The 26,150-nt window shown below is 61.3% G+C and carries 19 protein-coding genes; 12 read left to right on the top strand and 7 right to left on the bottom strand.

The window, feature by feature from the left end:
- Positions 1-25 precede the first annotated feature (25 nt).
- From CR162_RS12325 to nucC, 6 genes are all read left to right on the top strand, one after another.
- Positions 26-247, top strand: coding sequence for a DUF2188 domain-containing protein (locus CR162_RS12325; protein WP_073135251.1), 222 nt, complete (start codon positions 26-28; stop codon positions 245-247).
- A gap of 83 nt (positions 248-330) precedes the next feature.
- Positions 331-1,254 (top strand): AAA family ATPase, encoded by a 924-nt coding sequence (locus CR162_RS12320; RefSeq protein ID WP_099095840.1) that lies wholly within the window; start codon positions 331-333, stop codon positions 1,252-1,254.
- Positions 1,251-1,727, top strand: coding sequence for a hypothetical protein (locus CR162_RS12315; protein ID WP_073135247.1), 477 nt, complete (start codon positions 1,251-1,253; stop codon positions 1,725-1,727). The genes CR162_RS12320 and CR162_RS12315 overlap by 4 nt, the downstream gene beginning before the upstream one ends.
- The gene (locus CR162_RS12310; protein ID WP_073135245.1) at positions 1,724-2,224 is read left to right on the top strand and encodes an HORMA domain containing protein; all 501 of its coding nucleotides are present in this window, start codon (positions 1,724-1,726) and stop codon (positions 2,222-2,224) included. The genes CR162_RS12315 and CR162_RS12310 overlap by 4 nt, the downstream gene beginning before the upstream one ends.
- Positions 2,224-3,120 carry a CBASS oligonucleotide cyclase gene (locus CR162_RS12305; protein ID WP_073135243.1) on the top strand — a complete coding sequence of 299 codons (897 nt, stop codon included), beginning with the start codon at positions 2,224-2,226 and terminating at the stop codon, positions 3,118-3,120. The genes CR162_RS12310 and CR162_RS12305 overlap by 1 nt, the downstream gene beginning before the upstream one ends.
- A 32-nt stretch (positions 3,121-3,152) precedes the next feature.
- On the top strand, positions 3,153-3,878 hold the full coding sequence (gene nucC / locus CR162_RS12300) for a CBASS effector endonuclease NucC (RefSeq protein WP_099095839.1): 726 nt from the start codon (positions 3,153-3,155) through the stop codon (positions 3,876-3,878).
- A gap of 107 nt (positions 3,879-3,985) precedes the next feature.
- Here the strand turns inward: nucC and CR162_RS12295 are convergent, their stop codons facing one another.
- Genes CR162_RS12295 through CR162_RS12265 form a run of 7 tightly spaced genes read right to left on the bottom strand, consistent with a single transcriptional unit; the run spans position 3,986 to position 17,763 of the window.
- Complete coding sequence (locus CR162_RS12295) at positions 3,986-6,031, bottom strand: ATP-binding protein (protein WP_099095838.1); 2,046 nt, start codon at positions 6,029-6,031, stop codon at positions 3,986-3,988.
- A complete protein-coding gene (locus CR162_RS12290) occupies positions 6,028-7,350 on the bottom strand; it encodes an SIR2 family protein (protein WP_073135237.1) in 1,323 nt (440 codons plus the stop codon). The genes CR162_RS12295 and CR162_RS12290 overlap by 4 nt, the downstream gene beginning before the upstream one ends.
- A gap of 43 nt (positions 7,351-7,393) precedes the next feature.
- A complete protein-coding gene (locus CR162_RS12285) occupies positions 7,394-10,432 on the bottom strand; it encodes a type III restriction-modification system endonuclease (protein WP_099095837.1) in 3,039 nt (1,012 codons plus the stop codon).
- Positions 10,433-10,442: 10 nt separating this feature from the next.
- On the bottom strand, positions 10,443-12,545 hold the full coding sequence (locus tag CR162_RS12280) for a site-specific DNA-methyltransferase (RefSeq protein WP_099095865.1): 2,103 nt from the start codon (positions 12,543-12,545) through the stop codon (positions 10,443-10,445).
- 13 nt (positions 12,546-12,558) lie between these two features.
- Positions 12,559-13,263, bottom strand: a complete 705-nt coding sequence (locus CR162_RS12275) for a DUF4391 domain-containing protein (protein ID WP_099095836.1) — start codon at positions 13,261-13,263, stop codon at positions 12,559-12,561.
- Positions 13,260-16,532: a helicase-related protein gene (locus tag CR162_RS12270; protein WP_099095835.1), complete on the bottom strand. Its 3,273-nt coding sequence runs from the start codon at positions 16,530-16,532 to the stop codon at positions 13,260-13,262. The genes CR162_RS12275 and CR162_RS12270 overlap by 4 nt, the downstream gene beginning before the upstream one ends.
- Before the next feature lie 10 nt (positions 16,533-16,542).
- On the bottom strand, positions 16,543-17,763 hold the full coding sequence (locus tag CR162_RS12265) for an ATP-binding protein (RefSeq protein ID WP_099095834.1): 1,221 nt from the start codon (positions 17,761-17,763) through the stop codon (positions 16,543-16,545).
- Between the two features lie 255 nt (positions 17,764-18,018).
- Here CR162_RS12265 and CR162_RS12260 point away from each other — a divergent pair, with 255 nt between their 5' ends.
- From CR162_RS12260 to CR162_RS12235, 6 genes are all read left to right on the top strand, one after another.
- Complete coding sequence (locus CR162_RS12260; RefSeq protein WP_099095833.1) at positions 18,019-18,987, top strand: ArdC family protein; 969 nt, start codon at positions 18,019-18,021, stop codon at positions 18,985-18,987.
- Between the two features lie 160 nt (positions 18,988-19,147).
- Positions 19,148-21,292 carry a ParB/RepB/Spo0J family partition protein gene (locus CR162_RS12255; RefSeq protein WP_099095832.1) on the top strand — a complete coding sequence of 715 codons (2,145 nt, stop codon included), beginning with the start codon at positions 19,148-19,150 and terminating at the stop codon, positions 21,290-21,292.
- A gap of 105 nt (positions 21,293-21,397) precedes the next feature.
- Positions 21,398-21,814: a hypothetical protein gene (locus CR162_RS12250; protein ID WP_099095831.1), complete on the top strand. Its 417-nt coding sequence runs from the start codon at positions 21,398-21,400 to the stop codon at positions 21,812-21,814.
- Complete coding sequence (locus CR162_RS12245) at positions 21,807-22,451, top strand: antitoxin of toxin-antitoxin stability system (protein WP_099095830.1); 645 nt, start codon at positions 21,807-21,809, stop codon at positions 22,449-22,451. Before CR162_RS12250 ends, CR162_RS12245 begins: the two co-directional genes overlap by 8 nt.
- A 187-nt stretch (positions 22,452-22,638) precedes the next feature.
- On the top strand, positions 22,639-25,056 hold the full coding sequence (locus CR162_RS12240; RefSeq protein WP_456316212.1) for a strawberry notch-like NTP hydrolase domain-containing protein: 2,418 nt from the start codon (positions 22,639-22,641) through the stop codon (positions 25,054-25,056).
- Positions 24,975-26,149 (top strand): IS3 family transposase gene (locus CR162_RS12235; RefSeq protein ID WP_099095829.1). Its coding sequence is split into 2 segments (ribosomal slippage): positions 24,975-25,263 and positions 25,263-26,149, totalling 1,176 coding nucleotides; the frame shifts between segments, so codons are not numbered across the junction. Before CR162_RS12240 ends, CR162_RS12235 begins: the two co-directional genes overlap by 82 nt.
- Position 26,150 lies beyond the last annotated feature (1 nt).

The following is a 26,150-nucleotide window of genomic DNA, read 5'->3' as shown; positions in this document are numbered from 1 at the left end:
AGCGGCGAGCAGGAAGGAAGTCAGAATGTCAAAACGCATCCATGTCGTTCCCCACGATTCCGGTTGGGCGACGCGCCGTGAGGGAGCTTCCCGCGTGGGAACGACACACAGCACCCAGGCGCAGGCAACCGAAGCAGCGCGCAACACCGCGATCCGCGAGCGCGGCGAGGTGGTGATACACCGTCCCGACGGTCGCATCCGGGACGCCAACTCCTACGGCAACGATCCCTTCCCTCCGAAGGGGTAAGCCCAGCGGCCGCAGCCGCTTGGGCTCAGTTTTTCCAACTTTCGCATTCAACCCGCCAGGCAGGCGACGCGAGGACGATCACGATGCAGAAGCTGACGGCGGTGCAGAACGAGGACTTCAATCAACCCAAGGGCATCCAGCGCGCACGCCGGCTTCCCGATCCCGCGCTCGGAGCACTCTGGAATTCGATCATCCTGGACGAGCGCCTGAAGGCCCAGCTCCTCTCGCAGGCGATGCTGAACTTCACGATGCGCGGTAAGGTCGACCGTAGTGTTATTCCGCTCCACGGCGTCATTATGCTTGTCGGACCACCAGGGACCGGCAAGACATCTCTCGCTCGCGGATTGGCACATCGTACCGCCGAGACATTTCCTGGCGGCGGGTTCCGCCTGCTCGAAGTCGAGCCCCACGCGCTAACCAGTTCGGCGATGGGCAAGACCCAGCGTGCGGTCTCGGAGCTGTTCTCACAGTCGATCGCCGAAGCGGCCGCCGCAGGACCGACGATTGTGCTCCTCGATGAAGTCGAGACGCTTGCCGCGGACCGGTCGAAAATGAGCCTGGAGGCCAATCCGATCGATATCCACCGCGCAACCGATGCCGTGCTCGTTCAACTTGACGCTCTGGCCGAACGGCATCCGAACCTGCTGTTCCTTGCCACCAGCAACTTTCCCGAGGCGGTCGACGCGGCCTTCACCTCGCGCTGTGACCTGGTCGTCCATGTGCCGCTGCCCGATCGTGAAGCGTGCGGGCTTATCCTGAAGGATTGCCTGACTGGTCTCGGCAAGACCTATCCAGCCATCGCGAAGCTGCCGACGACCTCGGGTTTCGACCGCTGCGCGGCCGAATGCGTCGGGCTCGACGGACGCGCCATCCGCAAGATGGTGGCCAACGCCTTGGCCAGCAGCCCGCAAACGGCCATGAATCCCGAACGCGTCACGCTCGAGGATCTGTTAGGCGCGGCGCGCGCTGCCAAGGCGGGCCGTATGTCGGGAGGCAAGGCGTCATGAGCACCGTTGCCAGCCGCACATTCAAGAGTACGCCCGAGCGCGACGCCTCACGGACCTGGACGGCGATCGTTGATCTCTTGACTCAGGGCAAGGCAGGAGATGCACGGACGGAGCTTCTTGCCGTCACCGGTGTCGCCGCCAGTGTGATCGCTGATCAGGCGCCCAAGGACGCCGCGATCACAGTCACCTGCGATGGTCCGCGCACGCGCATCTATTGCCTCTATGACGATGACGCCATCGACGGTTCCGGTGCGAATGAAGACTCCCTTGGCTTTGACCCGCTGAAAGGGGATTGGCGGGTATCGCTGCCTTGCCTGGCGGACGATCTCGCATGGGTCCAGGCTGCGCTCAAAAAGCACAGCACACGCATCACGGCGCGCGATCTTGATGCGGCTGTCTCCAGCGCAGACGAGTCGGCGACCACGAAATCACAGACCCTTATATTCGATCCGAAAGGGTTTCTGGGCTCATGACCAGCGTCGCTGTCAACACCTATACCCACTCTGTCACCTATGTGGCTGACAACATCCTCAAAAGCTTGAAGGACATCATCCGCCTTGTGGGCCTCGATCCAACCGAGTTTGTCGGCGACTGGGAACTGCACATGCGCGGTGTGCAGACCTGGTTGAACACTGGCGATCTCGAAACCGTAAAGCTGGAAATCTACAACCCGAGAACGGACGCGCTGATTGTCCGGTGGGACATCGACATCGCCTATGGCTGGTCCGGAGGCGATGGCGGTTTTTGGACGGATACCGAGCAGCTCAAATACGCCATCAGAAAGGCGGGGCTGGTTCCGAGCGAGGCGCGGTATCGACTCCTTCTTCAAAGCAAGCCGGGACGTCCCGACGTGGCTGGGTGGAGCAAGGCGAGCGGCCGTTCGACGGAGGGCATGGTTCGTCAAAGCCTCGGGACGACTGTCGAACACAGCGGCCTTGGCGCCAGCACCTCTTATCTTAGGAGAGCTTGATGCTCACGATCGACGAAGCGTTCCGGAAATTCAAAAGTCGATTGGAATTGAACGATCGTGAGCAGGCAAACGCCTCCGCGCGCCAGAAGGAAGTCCGGGATTATCTGGACACCAAGTTCAAGATCGACCGGAGCTTCCTGACCGGATCCTATGCGCGCTGGACCAAGACAAAGCCATTGAAAGACGTCGACATCTTCTTCGTCTTGAAACCGTCGGAAGATCACTATCGTTCCAAAGCGCCATCGGTTGTGCTGACTGATTTTCACAACGCCTTGGTCGAGAAGTACGGCGACAAGGCCAAGAAGCAGAACCGCTCGATCAACGTCGATTTTGGCGTGAGGGCGGATGCCGAGGATAACACCGATTACCGAGTCATCAGTGTCGATGTCGTTCCTGCTTTCGACAAAGATGAAAATTTCGAGATTCCTGATAACGAAATCGGCAAGTGGATCGGGACCAACCCTCAGACCCATGCCGCAGAGGCAACGACCGCACATCAGGCCTATTCAAACGAATGGAAGGGTCTCGTGCGGATGTTGAAATACTGGAACAACAACCCCAAGCACGGCGAGAAGCCGGTGAAGCCCTCGTTCCTCATCGAAGTCATGGCAATGCAATGTCTTTATGGCGGCTGGGGTGGCAGCTTTGACCGCGAGATTCAGGGGTTCTTTGCAACGCTCGCGGCCCGGGTTTTCGACGAGTGGCCTGATCCCGCCGGCCTCGGTCCGCCGATCAGCAACAGCATGGACACGGCCCGCAAGACGCGGGCGCGCGACCTTCTGCGTGCAGCGGAGCGTGAAGCAACCGTTGCAATCGACCATGTCCGCCACGGCCGTAACGGAGAGGCGTTGCGCGCCTGGCGGGAATTGTTCGGCCCGAAATTTCCGCTGTCTTAACGACAGCCATCAAAATCCCACGGAGTTTTTCGATGTCGGAATGGTCCTTGTCCCAGCTTCTTTCCTCGTTGCATGAAGACATTCAGCAGCGTCTCGCAACCGTCCGAAAGTCGTTCAGCCACCCGGGGACGAAGGGCGATGCCAGCGAGAATGTTTGGATCAGCATGCTGGAGACATATTTGCCGAAGCGCTATCAGGCTTCCAAGGCGCATGTTGTCGATAGCCTGGGCAACTTCAGCCAACAGATCGATGTTGTGATTTTCGATCGCCAGTATTCACCCTTCATTTTCACATATGAGAACGAGACGATCATCCCGGCCGAGAGCGTCTACGCCGTCTTCGAGGCAAAGCAGACGGCGAATGCCGGCCTAGTGGCATACGCGCAGCAGAAAGTTGCAAGTGTCAGGTGCCTTCACCGCACGAGCCTACCGATTCCATATGCCAAGGGCGTCTATCCCGCGAAACCGTTGATCCCGATCTTGGGCGGCCTCCTGACTTTTGAAAGCGAATGGAGTCCTGCTCTCGGAGCCTCATTTGAGAAGGCCCTGGCCGCCGACGTTGGTGACGGGCGGCTCGATATCGGCTGTGTCGCCTCACATGGCCACTTTTTCTTCGATCAGCCGACCGCGAGCATCAGCTTCGTCAACGAAAATAAGCCTGCGACAGCATTCCTGTTCAAGCTGATTTCTCAACTGCAATTCAGCGGAACCGTTCCGATGATCGATGTGGAAGCCTACGGACAGTGGCTAACCAAATAGGTGATCGGCTGTCCGTCCAGCACATCGAAAAAGTGAAATATCTATTCGCGCAGCTGAGGAAGCTGGATGACCCGGGAGTCCCTGCGGCCTCCAGCGTCTCCAGCTGGTCACAAAATGTCATCGTCCGACGCTGCGTTTACTATCAGCGCCTCGCCCTCAGCCGCCACAGCGGCATCGGCCGGACGGAGCGCTAGGCGGATGTCAGCGGCTCGACCTTCCTCGTGAAACCACAGATCGACCACGGCGGTATCATCACTGCGCGGCCGCGGCGATGCCTCCCTGACCTTGAAGGTCGTTGGCAAATTAACCGACGTTCCAAATACCAGCGCGTGCTGCCGAGGCAATGACGGCAACCGCTTCAGGACCGATTCTGAGATGAACGGCGTCATCTGGCGGATCTGGGAGAGATCGTCGGGATTCTGGATTCGGTGAACCAGGAAGTTGGAGCACTGGCTGAGAACCGTCTTGGACAGCTCGCTCGGGCGCTGAGACGCCAGCAGCACGAACATGCCGTATTTGCGTCCTTCCTTGGCGATGCGCTCGAAAATCTTGGTGGCGTCGATGGAAAAGCGGGACGGCGCAGATGCGATATATCTATGAGCCTCTTCGAGCAATAGGTGTATCGGGAAGCGGTTTCTCGGTTCCGCATGGCGAAGAAACCGAAAAAGCATGCGTGCGATGACCGCACTGACCAGCTCAACGATTTCATCTTCGACAGAATTGAGATCAATAATAATGACTTGATTGCGTTTGGTGAAAGATTCTCCGGCCGCCCTTTGCAGGCCGACGATGTTGGTCAAAAATTCCAGATCGCTCACGGCTGCGGCAACGTCGGTTCCTTCGTGACGCAGAAAGGCATATTCTGTTCTCTCCTGGAGGGATCTGAGGCGCGTAACCATGGACGAGCAGTAGTCTCGGATTTGGCGATTGCCGTGAGCCTCCTCATAGAGGATCGCGAAGTCGAGACACTCGTGCAGCTCATCAAAAGAGAATGGTGTCCGATTATAGGCTGGTAAGGGCGCGTCCTCCCGGAGCTTTTTTCTCACTTCGTCCAGGAACGCCGATTGGTTGTTTCCCGAAAAATTTCCATACTGAAAATTGGGATTAAAGCGGTTCAGAAGCGCCATATTTAGGTCGGTTGTCGGATACTTCTGGAGAAGGGAGACAACGCGCTGAAATTTTGATACAGGGGAGTCGCCATCTGCCCCTCGAAAACACTCTATGATGCAGGTGGCGACAAAGTGCTCGCGCAGCGCCAGAGCTTCTGGCGTATTGGCATGAAAAAGACTTGTCAGACCTAACGCTGTCCGAAGGACCGGCAGCTGTGTTCGCTCGCTGGCCTGCAAGAGCAGTTCCCATTCTGCCATCTCCAGGAACCAATGCGGCATACGGAAGCCAGCCGCCGTGCCGTCGAGGATGACGCGCTCGACCCCGATGGCTCCCTCCTTCGCGGAAGCGGCCAGCGCGGCGTGATACTCGCCATTGACGTCGAAGACGACGAAGGTCGCGCCGCGGGCGTGATGCTCCTCCGGCTTGCTGAAAAGGGACTGCAAGACCGAGGCAACCGTGCAGGACTTACCGCTGCCGGTATTGCCCAGGATGGCAACATGACCGCCGAAGAACTCGTTCAATCGAACCTTGATGTCGTAGTTCTCGAACACTACCGACTTGCCTATGGGCAGAACCCGATAGCGCGTGGCCCCTTCGGGTTCGCCGGCGCCGCCATCCGGGCCGACTGACGGCTCGACGGCCGCCTCGGTCTCGAAGATGCGATCGAGTTCGCCGTCCAGCGCATAGAGTGCGTCCGCATATAAAGACGGGAAAACGGACACACCGAAACGGAACGCGCCGCCATGCATCGGCAACATGCCGACCGGCACCACGTCCAGATACTTCGAGGAGCCGGCCCTGTCGAAATCGCCGCGCTCGGACGGCGTGCTCGCGTCGCGCTCACGCAGGCCGACAACCTCGACCACGACATATTCCGACTGCGACGGGATCATCAGGAACGATCCCAGCCGCGCCACATAATGCACGCCGTCGAAGCCAACGACCGTGAAATTGTCGGTGCCGGCGTGCATCTCGACAACGAAACGGTCGGCCGCGACCGACACCACCTTGCCGATCGCGCGCTTGCGATCATCGTGGCTCATGCCCCGCCAACCTTAGTCTCGTCATCCCTCTTCGGCGCCAGTTCGGACAACACCTTGCGAACGGCGTCATCGATCCTGTCGCTGGGGCGCTGTGGCATGAAATGCTCGACGATCATGTCGAAGTAGTGAGCCCTGGTTCCCTCGGCAGGACCGTCGCCCCCGATGATCCAGATGCGCGGGTCTCGCAGCGCTCGCAGCTTGGCGATCTCGCCGCCCGTATCCGGCGCCGCGAAGATCACCAGACGGAACGTCGGGATCGTTAGCGCCTGGTAGATAATGTTGTTCAGGTGCTCATCGCCGAAGGCGTAGCCGGCCGTGATGAGAACGCTCTGCTCGCGCACGATCCGGGACTGAAATTCCCGAAACATGTCTGCATAGGGCGAGCCGAGCGAAGAGTTCTGTTTCGCCGGCGTCGGATAGATCAGCATCTGGTTCGTGGATTCCGGCGGCCAGACTTCCTTGATCGGGAACAGGCCATGATCGTCTTCGGTCCAAGTGACCGAGCCATGCAATTTGCAGAGATAGACGAAGGCGTCGACGGCGGTCCACTTGCGGCTGGCGACGTCGAGCTGTTCGGCCAGGGCATAGCGGAAGATCGCCGGATTGAAGCGACGTTCCACGACGCCGGAAAAGCCGTTGGCATAGGGAATGCCAAGCCGATCCATCGCCAATTCGCTGAAATGATCATAGTTGGTCGTGAACACCCACGGTCGGGGCAAGGACCGATCGCGCAGGACCAGCTTTTTGTAGAACCGCTCGTAGAGGTCGCGCACGGTGGTGTCGCCGTCCGTGGCGAAGGCCCCTTGGGTGACACGTGTCCAGAGGAAATCCTGGACCTTCTTGATAATGCCGTCGAGAACAGCGCGGTAGGGGTGAAGAGCGGCATTCTCGCTCTGGCGCAGCACGAACCGCTGCGCGAACAGCACCTCCATCAGGCGTTCCAGGTTGCGGCTGTAATCCTTCGCCAGATCGATCCCGAGTGCATCGAGATATTCGAGTTCGTCCTTGGTCAGTCGCCATGGCGCCGGGGCAGCGCCGACCACCGGCGGATCGGCGTAGAAGCCCGCCGCGCGCGCATCGAGGGTTTCTCCGCAAAACTCCTTGGCCAGGGGCGCCATGGTTGCAATGCCGAGTTCCTTTTTGCCCTTCATCAGGGAGGAACATCCGGCGCCGAGCAAGAACGCGATGTTCTTGGCATTCATAGCCTCGGAAATCGCCTGGCGGGCACTCTCGATCCCCTTGTTCCAGTCGAGGCTATTCGGTTCAGAATTGCCATCCCGCAGAAAATGAAATCTGGCTTCTCTGGCGTCTTCGTCCATTGAATCTCCCCTGCGCTCACTGCATCAGGTAACCGCCTCAACTCTATGCAGCAGCTCGCCCCACGATATCCATGAGCTTCTCGTAACTCGTCACCACGTCATACTTGACCCGATCCTCGGACACGCGCTGACCGATCTCGTCGAAGAATTTCCGCGCGCAAGCGATCTTGGTGTTCTCGATCTCGCGGAGCTTCATCGAGGACATGGTGCCCTTGGTCTCGGCAACGAAGTAGATGTGCTTGACGCTTCCCTCCTTGAAGGAGATCGCCCAATCGGGGTTGTAGTCGCCCACCGGCGTCGGGATCAGGAAGCCGCGTGGCAGCTTGGCGTAGACCACCACCTCGCTCGCAGTATCCAGCTCGTCGGCAAACTTTCGTTCGATCTCGGAGTCGGTGACCACGTAATCGTACACGTGCCGCTTGAGCTTGGCCGATGCCTTGGAGAAGTCCTGGCCAGTCTGGTTCGCAGTGAAGATGTCGACGTCGTAGCGCTCAGCGAGCCCGTCATAAGCAAGCCGCTCGATCACCATCGTGGCCTTCTGCTCGGCAATGATCCGCGACGCCTCGGCGATGAAGTGCTCTGGATTCTCCTTGAACTGCCCGAACACGCTGGCCTGGATGCTGGTCAGGATTTCGGCTGCACTCTTGCGAGTGAGCTCAGTATTTTCGGCGACCTTCCCGAGGAGGTCGTACTTCACAAGCGAATGGACAGATCCGCCGCGTTCGGTCGTTGAGCGTGTCAGGGCAAAACCATCACCTGCCTTCAGCTGTTCGTCCGTTAACCCGTCACCCTGTATGCCGGTCTGAACCGTGTACTGGAGCGGCGTCACGCGAAGCTGGCTATCAAGGGCGCTTACGCACTTTCGGACCAATTCATCGGAGTCGAACTCGACCCGATAAACAGCCTTCTGATTGATACGCCGCCAGAGCTCCTGGAACTCCTTTTTCTCGAAATTCTCATTGAGCGGATTTGTCTTTGGCTTGCGGCCGTCCTCGACCTTCGGGAGCTGCGCATCGCTGAACACACTGTCGATGATCTGGAAAATCTGATCGGCATGCACCTTCAGCTCATCCGGCAAGGCCGCCAGGGTTCCGGCCTCCTTCGCCTGGTGGTAGGCGCTGGTGATCTGGTCTGCGTCGTCGGAATAATCGTTCTTCACGAGGTAGCGGTAAATCTGCTTCGCCATGGCCGGCGTGATCTCGATCGGGCCAGCATCGGTCGTGATGGTCTTCCCGGTGAAATAGGCCTCCGTCGCCTTCCGCGGGCGCGACGTCAGCGTGTCGGCGATCTCCTTCTGGAGGCCGGCCACGAAGTTATTGTAACTCTCGCTGGCGACGACCGTGAGGACGTTGATGTCATGGACGACTGCGGGGTTGTCCATCCGGTCGCCATTCTGATCGACCGACAGCCGGAGTCCCCGGCCCACTTCCTGGCGCCGTGAGACGGTGTTGTCGCTGTGCTTGAGCATGCACATGACGAAGACGTTGGGATTGTCCCACCCTTCGCGGAGTGCGGAATGCGAGAAGATGAACCGCGTGGGTTCTGCGAAGGACAGCAGCCGTTCCTTGTCCTTCAGGATCAGGTCGTAGGCGTCGACATCGTCTGAATCGACCGATCGCGCCCCGACGGCGGGGTCCTTCAGCCGGTTGGTCTTCTTGTCGATCGCGAAATAGCCGTTGTGCGTCTTGGCTGCATCGATGCCCGCCAGGTGCTTCCGGTAGGCGTCGTTATCAATCGCCAGCTCAGCCAGATATTCTGCCTTGAGAAGCTCGTACTCCTCCTCGAAGACGCGGGCGTACTCGCCCTTCTCATCCGGCTGTGCGTAATCGCGGTACTTCACGACCTCGTCGATGAAGAACAGCGACAGCACCTTGATGCCCTGGGCGAAGAGCTGCTTCTCCTTGTCGAGATGCGCCTTGATCGTCTCGCGGATTTGGATGCGCCGGATGTCGCGCTCGGACACATCGCCGGTCGCCTCCCCGGCGCGGAGCACTACGCCGTTGGTGAACTCGACCGTGTCGTTGCGCGCGTCGATCTGGGAGATCGTGAAGCCGTCGCGGTACTGGTCCAGCTCGCCGGACTCGGCGAATAGGTCGTCTCGGAACTCCAGTCGCTTGAGCTGACGCTTGATCTCGCCGCTCGCGAGCTTCACCTCGATTTCAAGCCGGGCTACCGGCGCCTTTTTCGATATCTCGATCCCCTCGAGGTAGAGGTAGGCGTTGGTGCCGGCGAGCCCCCGCGTCTGGATGCCCCGGACGGCGATCTTTTTCACCAGCTTCTGGTTATAGGCGTCGAGCGCATCCAGCCGGTGAACACGGTTGTGCTGCGTCTTATGGGTCGCCGAGTAGCGCAGGATCATGAGCGGCTTGAACTTCGGCAGCGCCTCCATCGTGGCTGCGCCTTCCATCTTCTGCGGCTCGTCGAGGATCAGGATCGGCCGATTGCTGGCGATGACGTCGATGGGCTTGCGTGATTGGAAGTCGTCCAGCTCCTCATAGATGCGGCGGTTGTCAGCGCCGCGCGCCGCGAACGCCTGGATGTTGATGATCATCACGTTGATGCCGGCGTCCGACGAGAAGCTCTCCAGCTCGTGCAGCCGCTTGGAATTGTAGATGAAGAAGCGCGCCTTCTTTCCGTAGCTCTCGGTGAAGTGGTCGGCGGTGATCTGCAGCGACTTGTGGACGCCCTCCCGGATGGCAATCGACGGCACCATGATGATGAACTTCGACCAGCCGTAGCGCTTGTTCATCTCGAAGATCGTCTTGATGTAGCAATAGGTCTTGCCGGTCCCCGTCTCCATCTCGATGTCGAGGTTGATCCGGCATCCGGCGCTGGCGACCAGCTTGTCGGAAAGAGGCAGGTTCTGGCGGCGCTGGACGTCCTTGATGTTGGCCAGCACCTGAAGCTCGGTCAGCGCGAGATCGGGGTTCTTGAACCCCTCCTCGAAGGCGCTCGTCTGAGCCTTCCGGCCGGGATCGATCCGGTAGGTAATCCCGTTCGACATCGGCTGTCCGGCGAAGCAGTCCACGACCGCAGTCACGGCCTGCGTCTGATAGGGTTGGACCTTGAATTTAAGCTTCATGGCCACTCCCTTATATCGACTTGACGTCGGTGCCAGGCGAGACTTGGCGGAAGACCTGTTCGACGTTGATCTTCACCGCATCGGACACGAAGCCGTTGTCGCGGAAAACCACGCGCAGCGGCTCGCGGCCGGCAAGTTCCTTCACCAGCTCCTCCGTCACGCCGGTCTCGAAGCAGGCGACCAGCGCATTTCCGTCCACGAAGAACACGGTCTTGCCCTGTATGGTCTCGCGCTGGATCGGCAGCGTCAGGTCCACGCCCCAGTCGACGAGCACCTGGAACAGCAGGTCCTCAGGGGTGCGGTCGGACTTGATGTTGTCGACGGCAGCGAGGAGGTCCTTCTGATCGATCTCGTCAGGGCGGTAGTACACGTCCTGCATGTTGGACGTATCGACCTTCAGGACCCGGAAGCCGACATCGCGGTTCCAACCCGGATCGCAAGTCTCCGACACCACCGCTGCCCCGGCCTGTCTCACGCGTTCTTTAGACACTTCAGACAAGACCAGCGGTCGACCATTCTTCTTCATGAGCTTGATTGCGGCCTGCACCGTCTTCTTCGCAGTCCCTGTGGTCGAGGCTTCTGCCTCCTGCAAATTCTCGGGGAGCTGAACCATGATGAAACGATGGTTGGTTCCAAAGGTGGCATTAGCCCGGAAGACAGCTTCGGCGGTACTGGCCGATCCAGCAAAGAAGTCCATCACGAGGGCGGCACGGTCATTCGGCGTCATATATTCGATCAGTTTTGCCAACTCATCGTGATCCTTGGGGTTCGTGAAGACCTTCGCCCCCATGAGCTTGCGCAGGTATCTTACCGAGACTTGTGATTGCTTATAGAAATACGACCCACGAACCTGCGTGGCGAAATCCGCTTCCTCTTCGCTATCGTCATCAACATCATTCGAGTCGACTTGGCTTCCATCCGCCTCTTCGGGGATCGGTCGAATATGGGCCTTCCTGAAAGGTGGTTGTGTATGGTCGTCGCGAAACTCAACCAGTCCGAGCTTGATCTGTCTCTGCATTTCATTTGAGTTTGCGTAGATCCAGCCGCGCTCCGGCACTTCACAGGGTTGCCCAGTCTTGGGGTGGATCACATCATATCGCGGCCCATCTCCACCGGGCCAAGAGATATCGCGGTCTCGCCAGGGACCGTTTTCATCGACCCGCTTGTACCGCGCCCACTTCTTTGCAGGATGGCCCTTCGGCAGGTCGGAGTACCATTGAGAAAGATCAGCCTCGATCGCCTTGAAGTTATCACCATGAACTTCGCGTAGCCTGACGAATTCGGCCCATATATCGCGCGCACCGGGCTTCTCTTCCCGCCAAATTTCTTGCTTCTCGCGTAGCCGCGTCACGTTCTTAGCGAAGACCATCATGTATTCGTGACCAACGGAAAAGAACTTTGCATCGTTCTTTCGGCCTTTCTCCCAGACCAGTTGAGCCACGAAGTTTGTCTCGCCGAAGACCTGGTCCATCAACTTTCGGAGCGCAGCCTGTTCGTAGTCGTCGATGCTGACGAGGATAATCCCATCATCCTTCAAGAGCCTCTTCGCGACCGTCAGACGCGCATAGATCATCGACATCCAGTCCGAGTGATATCGACCGCGCGTATCCGGGTTCGCCACCAGACGCCCGCCTTCGGCAGTTTTCTCCCCCGCGTCTATCTCGAACTGCTCTTTGGCTGCGGTGAAGTTGTCCCGATAGATGAAGTCCTTACCAGTATTATAGGGAGGGTCGATGTAGATCAGCTTCACCTGACCGAGATAGGTTTCCTGTAGCAGTTTCAGGGTCTCAAGGTTGTCGCCTTCGATGAATAGGTTCTTCGTCGTGTCGAAGTTGACGCTTTCGTCCTGTGCAGGTCGTAAGGTTTTTGAGAGGGGGGAGTTCGCAGTGATCAACGCCTCGCGTTTTCCGGGCCAATCCAACCGGTACCGCTCCTGTGGCCCTTCGACGATGTTGTCGCTCAGCTCCTGGCGCAGCTGATCGAAGTCTACCGCTAGACGCACTACCCCCGTCACCTCGTCGCGTGCCTCGGTCACACAGCTGGGGAACAGGTCGCGGATCTTCGCGATGTTCTCCTGGCTCAGGTCAGGGCTGTGCATCTTCAGCTTTTCCATCGTCATTCCCTTACTAGTTCGTCGCAGCAGTGACGGGAGCGCCGCTAGAAAGGCGCTCCAGTTCCTGCCGTGCGGCGCGCAACTCGGCATTGATCGCCACGCGCTTGTTGAACTGCTTCTCGCGGGCCAGGCGGGCCCTGATCCGGTCCACCTCCCGCGCCTTGGCCCGGATCGCCTCCATCCGCGCCACACGCGCCTGGATGTCCTCACCGGCTTGCTCCGCTTCGGCGGCGGACTTCGGCATCAGCGCCGTGATGAGGGAGTCGTAGAGACCGCCGAGATTGAGGGCGACCGGCAACGGCCGACGCGCCGTGTCGTCAGGTGCCCAATCGGTCGCGAAATAGCCGCTGACAACCCACTTCGTGGAATCGGCATCACTCGGCCGCTTGAAAGCGGCCACCGCCTTGCGCTTTCCGGACCATGTGAGCTCGAAGATCAGCGGGAACGGGATCGCGCGGTCGATCGCGCGCAACACATCTTCGTCGAGCTTGCTGGAGCGCATGCTGATGCCGAACACCTGAATCTCGCTGACGGCCTTCGTCGCCGCGAGGTTGGTCGTTTCCGGCGCCAGCTTGTACTTCCAGACGATCTGATCGACCTGGGTGACGAACAGATCCCGGAGCGCCGTGCTGGCACCAGCGTGCTCGTATATGCGGCTTTTGGGGACAACCCGGCCGAATGCTGCAGCCTTGGGATAATCGAAGAACGCTGCCGTCATGTGGCCCCCTCCTCGATCACGAGGAAGGCGATCAGCTCGAAATCGTCGAGCCCGGCGATGGTGTGGACCAGCGCCGTGGTCCGCCCACCGCTGAACAGGCTGTCAATGTCCTTCTCTTCCTTGACCTCTATCATCGAGCGGATCGCCGCACTCAGAAGGGCGGAGCAATGCTCCATCTTCCGGCCGTCCTGCGTCCGCTCGTTGAACAGCTGGCAGACCGCCCGGATCGGCTCTGCCTGGCCCTTGCAGCTCGTGCGGATCAGATCGAGCAAGCACTTCACCTCGGTATGGTCGATGATGACCCCACCGCCGTGACCGACATAGACGAGGTAATAAGGGTGCAGCCGGTTCTGCTGGTTGATGTTCACGCTGTCATGGATGTTCTTCAGCGCGAAGATCACACCGGGCTTCAGCCCGAGCGCCGGCTGTGCCGGCACAACCGCGTGCATGCCGTTGGGCAGATGCTCGAGATCGCCGTGCTCCTTGATGTGGTTCAGAAGGTCCATACGGAAATCGTTGAGGCCGAGATCCGTGATGGAAATCCCGGTCCGCACGTCCTCCAGCTCGATCACCTCTTCCTGGAGCCGCTTGAGCTGCTCCTTCCGGTAGGCAATGTCGCTGCTCTTGGCCGTCAGCACGTTGTCGTCGCCGGTCGCCGTGACGTCGGCGATCATCATGCGGTTTTCGACGCGCTCCTTGAGATTGATGTACTCGTCCAGCGAGATTTCCGGCCAATAGTTGACGAGCTGGATTTGCGCATTGGGAGACCCGATACGGTCGATGCGGCCAAACCGCTGGATGATCCGCACCGGGTTCCAATGAATGTCGTAGTTGATCAGATAGTCGCAATCCTGGAGGTTCTGGCCCTCGGAGATGCAATCCGTTCCGATAAGGATGTCGATCTCGCCGGTTTCGTGCGGCAGGACCAGATGCTTCTCCTTTGCGCGCGGCGAGAACAGGGTCAGCAGGGACTGGAAGTCATAGCTTTTCTTCAGCGTGCTCTTCGGCGCGTCGGAGCCGGTGACCATGCCGCAGTGCAGGCCGTGCGACTGAAGAAAGGCCGGCGCCAAATTGGCGTAGAGGTACTTCGCCGTGTCTGCGAAGGCGGTGAAGATCAGAACCTTGCGGTTGCCGGGGTTGAGCGGGTCAGCGACCTTGCGGGTGATGACGTCCTTCAGATGCTGCAGCTTGGCATCATCCTCCGGAACCACCTTGTCCATCGAGGCGATCAGGTCACCGATCAGCGTGAGATCCGCGGTGAGGTCGTGCTTCCACGATGGAAGGTCCATGTCCGACAGACTGATCTGAATCTTCTTGCCGACCGTGAACTCATCCAGACCATTCAGATCATCATCGTCGGGATCGAAACCGGGATCGCCGAGATGGTCGGTCACACTCGCGGCGGCGCCCGTGCGCTCAAAGGTCTCGATCGCCTTAAGGGTCTGCGCGATGTTGCCGCTGAGCGCCCGCAGGGTGAGGCGGAAGGCTTCGACCGAACTCTCCAACCGCTTGAGCAGGTTGGTGGTCATAAGCGCCTGAAGGCTACGCTCGCGGTCAGCCTGGCGCAGCTTGCCGCGACCACCCTCCACCTGGGTGTCGTAGATTTCTTCGTACTTCCGCAGCCGGCTCGGCAGAATGTAGCTGATCGGGGCATAAACAGCGAGCTTGAGCACCGACAGGCTGCCGAAGATGTCGTTGAGGCCGAGCACGTCGGAGCGATGAGTGATCGGGCATTGGTACGACAGCGGCTTTCGGCGCTGGGGGAATTTTCCGATATCCTTGGTGTCGTAGAAAGTCTCGATATGCTTGCGCGACCGGGCGATCGTCACGGCATCGAGCATCTCGAAGAAATCGAAGTCCAGGGCCTTCAGGATTGCGGCTGCGGTTCGCTCGTGCGGCGGCAGATCCGACCAGGCATTGAACGCCTTTTGGGCGCGCCGGAAAATCTCTTCGATCCCGGTCTTGGTTTTCAGCTTGCGGCTGAGGTTTTCTGAATCCCCTTCATAGGCCAGCGCGAGCTGATTGCGCAGGTCGTTGAACCGGTTGTTCACCGGCGTCGCCGACAGCATCAGAACCTTGGTCTTCACGCCGGCGCGGATGACCTTGTTCATCAGTTTCTGGTAGCGGGTCTCCCGATCCTTAAAGACATCGTTGTTCCGGAAATTGTGCGACTCATCGATGACGACGAGATCGTAGTTACCCCAGTTCACGCGGTTCAGCGGAATCCCGAACGCCTCTCCTGAGGTGCGGGAGAGATCGGTATGGCTCAGTACGTCGTAGTTGAAGCGGTCCTTGGCGAAGATGTTCGTGGTCAGATTGGTGTTGTAGTTGCGCCAATTGTCCGCAAGCTTCTTCGGGCACAGGACGAGCACCGACCGATTGCGCAGTTCGTAATATTTGATGACCGCGAGCGCGGTGAAGGTTTTCCCGAGGCCGACGCTGTCCGCCAGAATGCACCCGTTGTGCATCTCCAGCTTGTTGATGATACCAGTGGCAGCATCCCTCTGGTAGTTGAACAGCTTGTTCCAGACGAGGCTGTCCTTGTAGCCGGTCAGATCGTTTGGCAGCGCATCCTGATCAATCTCTTCGAGGAAATCCTGGAAGAGGTTGTAGAGGATGTGGAAGTAGATCCGTTCAGGTGAATTTTCCTGGTAGACGGACTCGATGTGGTCGCAGATGGCGGCGGTGACGTCGCTGACCTTGTCCTCATCGTTCCAGATCTGATTGAACAGTTGCAGATAGACCTGTGTGTGCGCCGCATCGTCGATGCGCGTAACGAGATTCGAGACGGCGTCGCCCTTCTGATAGCCCAGGTCAACGGCCGTGAACCCGCTAATCGGCATGTAGGCGACGTCGCCGGCTTCCGATCCTGCGTGAATGAACTGCTGCATCGGTGCCTTAGTCTTGTTCGACTTGAAGCGAGCCTTCTTTCGTATCCATTCGGCGCACTCGCGCGCGACTGCGCGCTGCGTGAGCTTGTTGCGAAGCTGAATCTCGAACTCGGTGCCGTAGAGCCCCCGCTCTCGCGTCGTCTTTGGGATGAAGAACTCTCGCCGCTCCTTGCGGAGGCGGTCAGTCACATCCGTCGCGACGAAGGTCGGGGCTGTGAAAATGAACTGTAGGCTTTCGACCTTCGAAAACTCCGCCTTCAGGGCCTCGAACGCATAGATCGAGAAGCAGGACGCTGCGATTTTGATCCGAGCGCCACGCCCCAACGTCGCCTTTAGGTCATCGCCGAGAAGCAGTGAGGTGTTGTCGATTATCTTCATCGGCTTTTCCTCACGCCCACAGACACGATAGTGGCGCGGCCGCCAGGCGGTCTCCGAACGGCACGACATCCGTGCTGTCGTAGAGGACGACGCCAAACGCGAAGCGGTCCCCACAAGCCTCGGCCAATGCGCGCAGGCCCGAAAAGTCGCTGGCCTTGACCGTTGCGCTCGCCTTCACCTCGATGGCGGCAATCATGCCGTCATCGCGCTCGAGCACGATGTCGACCTCGCGCATGTCCCGATCGCGGAAATGATGTGGCGTCAGACGCAGGTCTGAGGCCGTCATCAGCTTCAGCACTTCGGAGAACACAAAGCTCTCGAGCAGCGCGCCAAATGCCCCCCGATCCGCCTTGATCCGATCGAAAGTCAGCCCGCGCGCGGCAGCCAGCAGGCCGGAATCAAGGAAATGCAGCTTGGGCGTCTTAACGATGCGCTTGAGCGCATTGGTGAACCATGGCTGCAGGGTCGCGATCAGGAACACCTGTTCGAGCAGACCGACATAGCGCTGACCGGTCCTGTGGTTGACGTTGATGCCGCTCGCAAGCTGGGAATAGTTGACGAGCTGCCCGGAATGTTCGGCGAGAAGACGCACGAACTTGGGGAGTTCGGTGAGCTTCTCAACTTCAGCGATATCGCGCAGATCACGGGTCAGGATCGAGGTGAGATACGCACGCGCCCAGTCTTGTCGCCGGCGTTCGCTGTCACGACTAATCGCCTCAGGAAAGCCGCCGCGCAACGCAAGCTGGACCAACTCGTCGCCGACAATGGCGGCGCTTTGACTCTCCAAAGTCCCCTCGAACAGGCGTTCCAGAAAGGTCGGTGCTCGGCTTTCGATTTCCGCCCGAGCCAAGGGCAGCATCCGAATGGTTTCCATCCGGCCAGCGAGGCTGTCAGCGACGCGCGGCAAGGTCAGCACATTGGCCGAGCCGGTCAGCAGGAAACGGCCCGGGCGATAATCTTCGTCGACCGTCTTCTTGATCGCCAGCAACAGATTGGGCGCGCGCTGGATCTCGTCGATGATGGCGCGATCCAGACCTCGGATGAACCCGGCCGGGTCGGACTGGGCGGCCTCGAGGACGGTCTGGTCGTCGAGTGTGCTATAGGTCCAGCCGGTTTCTCCCATCTTTCGCACCAGCGTCGTCTTGCCGGCCCGGCGCGGTCCGACGATGAGGACGACCGGCGTGTCTGCAAGCGCCTCCTCCGCCCTCCGCTCAACGAATCGCTGGAACATGACATCTCCGACTACCGGCTGATTGGCATCATCAGCCTCGGCAGATTTGTAGTCAATGGTCCGCTGATTGGTATCGTGAGCATTCCCAGGATCTGAGGGGAAAGCCTTCCCCTGCGGCTGAACTTTGTCTCTGCCGACCCGTGTCTAGCGGGGAGCCCCCGCAACGCCCCCCGAGAGTGAGAGTGCAGGCCGGCTGTGCCGTGACGGGTTGAAGGCTGGGAGAGAGGCTTCCGGCACCCGTCGCGGAGACCCGCGATGTCGAAACTTGATCCACGCGGCCGGCCGAGCGCCGACCGGAAGAGCCTGTATGACGAAATCACCGGCAAGATTCTGGCCGAACTGGAGGCCGGACGGTTGCCCTGGGTCCAGCCCTGGGGGACGGCCGCGGCCAAGGCGCCGCTCGCCATGCCGACCAACGCCGCAACCGGGCGCGGCTACTCGGGGGTCAATGTGCTGATCCTCTGGGGCGCGGTGATCTCGCACGGCTTCCCGAGCCAAGGCTGGCTGACCTTCCGCCAGGCCCTGTCGCTTGGCGGCAATGTCCGCAAGGGCGAGCGCGGCACCACCGTCGTCTATGCCGACCGCTTCGTGCCGGACGATGAACGCCGTCGTGCGCGAGAGACCGGCGACGAGGCACAGGCGATCCCGTTCCTGAAGCGCTTCACGGTCTTCAACGTCGCTCAGTGTGACGGCCTGCCCGAGGACCTCGTGGCCGCTGTGCCGGCGCCCGAACCCGGGCTGATCGAGCCCACGGTCGACGCGCTGATCCGGGCGAGCGGAATCGACTTTCGCATCGGCGGCGACCGGGCTTACTACGCGCCGGCACCTGACTATGTGATGGTGCCGCCGCCCCAGGCCTTCTTCGAGCCCATCAACTGGCATCGCACGGCGCTGCATGAATGCGCCCATGCCAGCGGCGCAGCCCATCGGCTCGGACGCGATCTCACAGGATCGTTCGGCTCCAAGAAATACGCGTTCGAGGAACTGGTGGCCGAAATCGCCTCGGCCTTCTGCTGCGCCGCCCTCGGCATCGCCCCGACCGTCCGCCACGCCGACTACATCGGATCCTGGGCCGAGGTCCTGCGCGAGGACAATCGCGCCATCGTCCGTGCAGCCAGTCAGGCGAGCAAGGCAGCGGACTGGTTGCTGGCCTTCGCCCCACATGCGGGCGAACCGGGTCAGGCAATTGCCACCACTCCCGAGGCCGAACGCCAGGCAGCCTGACCCACTCGCTTCCACTCCAAGCATCGGCGCAGTCCCGTCTTTCCGGCTCTACGGCGTTCCGGCTTTCCGGAAGCAATGAGAGGAAGAGGGCTGCGCCGATTTTCGTGACGGGTTGGAGGTCGGGAGAGAGGCTCCCGGCCGCCCGTCGCGGAGACCTGTCATGGCCACTGCCATTCAGAAGATCATCCTCTCGCCATCGCGCGACATCCCCTTCAACAAGCTCACGCTCTCGCAGGCGAACGTCCGGCGCATCAAAGCCGGCATTTCGATCGAGGAACTCGCCGAGGACATCGCCCGCCGCGGTCTCCTGCAGAGCCTCAACGTCCGTCCTATCATCGATGCCGATGGCGCAGAGACCGGCCTGTACGAGATCCCGGCCGGTGGGCGTCGCTACCGGGCGCTCGAGCGTCTGGTGAAGCAGAAGCGCCTCGCCAAGACAGCCGCAGTGCCGTGCGTGGTGCGCGATCCCGCCACGCCGATTCTGGCCGAAGACGACTCCCTGGCAGAGAACCTTCAGCGTGCCCCGCTCCACCCGCTCGATCAGTTCCGGGCGTTCCAGGCGCTGCGCGACAAGGGCCAGTCCGAGGAAGAAATTGCCGCGGCCTTCTTCACCTCCGCTCATGTGGTGAAGCAGCGTCTGCGTCTTGCCGGCGTCTCGCCGAAGCTTCTCGACATCTATGCCGAGGACGGCATGACGCTGGAGCAGCTGATGGCCTTCACGGTCAGCGCCGACCATCCGAGGCAGGAACAGGTCTGGGAGACGATCGCAAGCTCCTGGTCCAAGGAGCCCTATCAGATCCGCCGCATGCTGACCGAGAAGACGGTGCGCGCGTCGGACCGCCGCGCCATGTTCGTCGGGCTCGATGCCTATGAAGCCGCTGGCGGCACGGTCCTGCGCGATCTCTTCCAACAGGACGATGGCGGCTGGCTCGCCGATGTCGCCCTGCTCGATACCCTGGTTGCCGCCAAGCTGAAGACAGAGGCTGAGGCCATCGCGGCCGAAGGTTGGAAGTGGATCGAGGTCGCTGCCGACTTCCCCTACGGTCACACCCACGGTCTGCGCCAGATCGACGGTGTCGCCGCCGAACGATCGGCTGACGAACAGGCGACGATCGACGCGCTCAACGCTGAGTATCAGCGGCTCGAAGCAGAGTGTGAAGGTGCGGACGAATTGCCAGACGAGGTCGATGCGCGGCTCGGCGAAATCGAGGCCCAGCTGGATGAGCTCGACACCCGGTCGGTGATCTTTGATCCCTGTGATATCACGCGTGCTGGCGTCTTCGTGAGCATCGGCGCGGACGGCAGGCTCGTGGCCGACCGCGGCTATGTTCGCCCGGACGACGAGGCGCCCCTCGTTCTGCCCGACGACGAGACCGGTGGCGCTACGGCGGCGACCGGCGCTCAAGCCGGCGAACCCGGACCGAGCGGCACGTCCCGCACCGTCATCACGGTCGGCGGGCAGCCGATCGAAAGCGAGGACGACGAGGACGACGTTATCAAGCCGTTGCCCGAGCGCCTGGTGATCGAACTGACCGCCCATCGCACGCTCGCGCTGCGCGACGCCGTGGCGAGTAACCCACAGATCGCGCTGACGGCGCTGCTGCACAAGCTCGTCATCGACACATTCCAGCGCACCAGCACCGGCGGCGGATGCCTCGAAGCGTCCGTGCGACACGTCTTCTTCCCCGCGCAGGCCGCCGACCTCAAGGACAGCCCCTCCGCATGCGCGATCGCGGAGCGTCAGGACGCCTGGAAGGCCGATCTTCCGCAGGACGATGAGGCGCTCTGGGACTGGCTGTCGGCACTCGACGATGCGAGCCGACTCGCGCTGCTCGCTCATTGCGTGAGCTTCGGCGTCAACGCGCTTTACGAGAAGCCGAACCCCTACGGCGGGAACGGCGTGTCCCAGGACGGGCTCGAACGCCGTCTCACCCAGGCCGACCGGCTCGCGCGGGCGACTGGTCTCGACATGGTGGAGGCCGGATGGCGTCCTTCGGTCGACAATTATCTCGGCCGGGTGCCGAAGCGACGCATCGTCGAGGCCGTGCGTGAGGGCGCGGGAGATCGGGCGGCGCAGCTCATAGAGCATCTGAAGAAAGCTGAAATGGCCAAGGAAGCCGAACGACTTCTCGCCGACGCCCGGTGGCTGCCCGAGCCGCTGCGGCTCGCCGACACGGACACATCCTCCGAAACGGCCGAACCCGAAGCTGAGGCAAGCTCCGTGGATCTGCCGGCGTTCCTATCAGCCGACGAGGAAGCTTCGGACGAAGATACCGAGCCGCTCCCGGCCATCGCAGCCGAGTAGCCGATCCAGGCGGGACCGCTCCGGTGGTCCCGCATCTTTCCTCACACGCCCCTTCCATCAGCCCGGTCGCCACGCCGGGCCTTTTTATTTTCGTGGGAGACTGTCATGGCAGACTTTTTCACGCACTTCTCGTGCCTGCTCGACGTCGGCACACCTCAGAACGCCGCGCGCGCACTCGATCTCTACAATGCCCTGTCCGAAGCCGGCGCGTCGGAAGAACCGCCGTCGGAGGGCTTCCTTGTCTCCATCCAGCCGGAGCACGGCGGCTCGCAGCTCTGGCTACGGGATGACGTCTCCGGCGATCCAGAACGGCTGATCCAGTTCGTGAAACTCTGCGCGACGGAGTTTAGCCTCAAGGGCCGTTGGGGCTTCCAATACGCCAATACCTGCTCGCGGCCCCGGCTCAATGCGTTCGGTGGCGGTGCGCACGTCCTCGACCTCGGCACGGGTGAGACCCTCGGATGGATCGACACCGATGGCTGGCTCGCCGCCGCGGTGGATGGAGGTAATCCCGATGCCTGAGATCATCGAAACCATCGTCTATCGCCTCGACGAACTCTCCACTGCGGCGAAGGACGCCGCGCGCGGATGGTACCGCGAGGGTGGCTTCGATTATGACTGGTTCGAGTTCGTCTATGACGACTTCGAACGCATTTGCATGATCCTGGGCATCAGTCTCAGGAGGCGCCCTGTCCGACTGTTCGGCGGTAGCACCCGCTTGAAACCCTGCATCTGGTTTTCGGGCTTCTGGAGCCAGGGCGACGGAGCCTGCTTCGAGGGCGACTACCGACACGCGAGATCCGCCGCCGGCCGCATCCGGGCCTATGCACCGACGGATACCGCGCTTCACCGGATCGCCGATACCCTCCAGGCCGTTCAGCGGCGCAACTTCTACCAGCTCCGAGCCACGATGACTCAGCGGGGGCGCTACTATCACGAGCAGTGCATGGCCATCATGGTTGATCGCGACAGTCCCGTAGGTCAGGACATGACCGCCGATGCAGAAGATGCCGTATCGGAAGCGCTCCGTGATCTGGCCCGCTGGCTCTACCGCCAGCTCGAAAGGGAATACGAGCATCTGACCTCGGACGAGGAGGTCGACGAGGCGATTGCGGCGAACGGCTACACCTTCACCGAAGCGGGCCGGCGCTTCGGCTGATTCAGCCTGCCACTCGCACGTCGAGAGGCAGAGGGGGCCGTGACGGGTTTGAGCCCGGACGGTCGAGAGAGAGCGGCCGAGGGCTCGCCCTGTTCCCGCTCTCCTCGAGGTCTTCCCCATGCACGATCGTTCCGCGCCATGCGCGCAAGAACATAGGCCGGCGTCTCATCTGCCACGCGTCGACAGAATGGCGGCCCTGCTCGATGCCGCCCGATCCATCCTCGTCCATCTCGAAGCCGGCCGACGTGTCGACGCCACCCTGCTTCGTGACGCGATGGAAGCGAGCTTCAACGCGAGCGACGCTGCCGGAGCCTGGGACTGGAAGCTGGCCTACGACGCCTGCGAGGCAGCGACCGTTCTCTTCCTCCGCAAATACGGCAAAGCGCTTTTGCACAAAGCCGGCTCTCCGGCCGCTGCCCTGCCGCTGGTCGCCAGAGTCGCCGGTCTGCTTCCCACGCACACCCGCCGCTCCCTCGAAAGCGAGACGTTCCAGCAATTCTCGACGCCCATCCCGCTCGGCTTCATAGCGTCGCGCGCGGCCGCTATTACACCTGCCGACCGTGTGCTCGAACCGTCCGCCGGGACCGGTTTGCTCGCCATTCTGTCCGAGATTGCGGGCGCTACTTTGATCCTCAACGAACTGGCGGAAACCCGCGCCAGCCTCCTCTCCTCCCTCTTCCCGGCGGTCGCAGTCACGCGCTTCGACGCAGCGCAGATCGACGATCATCTGCACCCGGCTATGGTCCCGTCGGTCGTGCTGATGAACCCGCCATTCTCGGCGATGGCGAACGTCTCCGGTCGCATGGCCGACGCCGCTCTGAGACACATCGCATCCGCGCTCGCCCGCCTCGCCGAGGGCGGGCGCTTGGTGGCCATCACCGGCGCCAATGTCAGCCCGGAGCATCCAGCCTGGCGCGAGGCGTTCATCCGACTGCAGGAGCGCGGCCGCGTCGTATTCACCGCGAGCATCGAGGGCGCCGTCTACGCCAGGCACGGCACCACTATCGAGACGCGGCTCACCGTCTTCGACAAGCTGCCGGCAGACGATCCGGCCCGGTTTCCCGCATCACAGGGTCAAGCAGTCGACACGCAGACGCTTATGGGCTGGGTCACGGAACACGTTCCCCCACGGCTCACAGTGGCGGGTTCGGTCGCCCTGCCGGCGCCGTCGGCGATGGCGCTGAAGCAAGTTGCCTGTCCGATTGCGCGCGGCACCGCGAACGCGCCGCAGAGGTCATCACTCGAGGAGCCGTTTTACCTGGACCTCGCCTATGAGACCCTCGACTGGAAGCTGGCCGAACATGGTCGGCTGACCGACGCCATCTACGAGGAATACGGACTTCAGACGATCCGCATTCCTGGCTCTCAAGCCCATCCGACCAAGCTCGTGCAATCGGCGGCCATGGCGTCGGTCGCACCGCCCAAGCCGAGCTATCGTCCACGCCTGCCCGAACGGCTCATCACCGAGGGCGTACTGTCGGACGCGCAGCTCGAAACCGTGATCTATGCCGGCGAGGCCCATACGGGCTTCCTCAGCGGCGCCTGGACCATCGACGCGACGTTCGATGTCGTCTCTGCTGCACCTGACGACGCGGCATCCGCCGTCCGATTCCGGCGCGGTTTCATGCTCGGCGACGGCACGGGCGCGGGCAAGGGCCGCCAGTCCGCCGCCATCATCCTCGACAACTGGCTGCACGGTCGGCGCAAGGCCGTCTGGATCTCGAAGTCGGACAAGCTGATCGAGGATGCGCAGCGCGACTGGTCGGCCCTGGACATGGAACGCCTGCTGGTGACGCCGCTCTCCCGCTTCCCGCAGGGGCGGCCGATCACACTGCCGGAAGGCGTCCTATTCACCACCTATGCCACGCTGCGGTCCGATGAGAAGGCCGACAAGGTTTCGCGCGTCCGCCAGATCGTCGATTGGTTGGGCTCCGATTTCGACGGGGTGATCATCTTCGACGAGAGCCATGCAATGCAGAACGCCGGCGGCGGAAAGGGAGAACGAGGCGATGTCGCTCAGTCGCAGCAGGGCCGTGCCGGCTTGCGGCTCCAGCACGCCCTCCCCGGTGCCCGAATCGTCTACGTCTCGGCGACAGGCGCCACCACTGTCCACAATCTCGCCTATGCCCAGCGTCTCGGCCTGTGGGGCGGCGAGGATTTCCCGTTCGCCACTAGGGCCGAATTCGTCGCTGCCATCGAGGCCGGCGGTATCGCAGCGATGGAGGTGCTGGCCCGCGATCTTCGCGCCCTCGGCCTCTATACCGCCAGATCCCTGTCCTATGACGGGGTCGAGTACGAGCTGGTTGAGCACGCGCTCACCGACGAGCAACGCCGCATCTATGACGCCTATGCTGGCGCGTTCTCGATCATCCACAACAACCTCGATGCCGCGATGCGCGCCGCGAACATCACCAGCGAGACCGGCACGCTCAACCCGCGCGCCAAATCTGCCGCCCGTTCGGCTGATGGTCCCTCGCTTCAGTGGACACCTTTGCTAAGCCCTATCGGGCATGGAGGTGTGCAATGGCGAAGACGAGGAGGGAGTTTTCTCCCGAGTTCAAACGAGAGACGGTTGCCCTGCTGGAGAGCAGCGGCCGGCCGGTGATGCAGGTGGCGGCCGAGGTGGGGATTTCGCCATCGATGTTGCGGAACTGGCGAGCGGTGGTTCGCGGCGGGAGCGCACGATCGCGAGCGGCGCCATCACCGGGTATGCCGCCGCTGCCGTCACCAGCGGACCAGGCGTCGGATATCGCGCGATTGAAGCGTGAACTGGATCGTGTGCGCATGGAGCGCGACGTGTTAAAAAAAGCGATCGGCATCTTCGCGGAGGTGCCGAGATGAGCTTCAAATTCATCCGCGACCATGCCGAGCGTTGGCCGATCCGGCTGATGTGCCGGGTTCTCGAGGTTTCAGCCAGCGGCTATTACGCTTGGCGTAACCGCCCGGAAAGCGCCCGTGCGCGCGCCAACCGCACCTTGCTTGACGATGTCCGTCGTCTCCATGCCGAGCATCACGGCCGCTATGGCAGCCCCAGGATGCATGCCGCGCTGCGCGCGGAAGGCAGAACGGCAAGTCGTGGCCGTATCGAACGTTTGATGCGGCGACATGGTATCCGCGCTCTTGCGGGCCGCAGGTTCAAGCCGTGTACGACCGACAGCCGCCACTATCTGCCGATTGCGCCCAACCTGCTGAAACAGGAGTTTGTCGCGGAGGCACCCAACCGCGTCTGGCTGGCCGACATTACCTATATCGCGACCGGCGAGGGATGGTTGTATCTCGCGGCCGTGCTCGATCTGGCGACCCGCAAGATCGTCGGATGGTCGATGCGCGACCATATGCGAACAGAGCTGCCGCTGGCCGCCTTGATGATGGCTGCGCAGCGGCAAAGACCGGCCCAAGGCCTCATCTGTCATTCCGATCGCGGCAGCCAATACGCCTCGGAAGCGTACGGCAAGCAACTCATTGCAATGAAAGCCAAACCCTCGATGAGCCGGACGGCGTGCTGCTACGATAATGCGCCCATGGAAAGCGTCTTCCACACCCTCAAGGTCGAGCTCGTCCACCAGCGGCGATGGGCAACTCGACAGGAAGCACGACGAGACCTGTTCGCCTATATCGAAGGCTATTATAACCGGCGACGGATCCACTCCGCTCTCGGATACAGGACCCCCGAACAGGCCGAACGACAAATGGCCTAAA

Origin of the sequence: Teichococcus rhizosphaerae (genome assembly GCF_002631185.1) — a bacterium.
In the GTDB taxonomy this organism is placed as follows: Bacteria; Pseudomonadota; Alphaproteobacteria; order Acetobacterales; family Acetobacteraceae; genus Pseudoroseomonas; species Pseudoroseomonas rhizosphaerae.
Note: the sequence above shows the minus strand (reverse complement) of the source record. Positions and strands in the feature narration are given on the sequence as shown.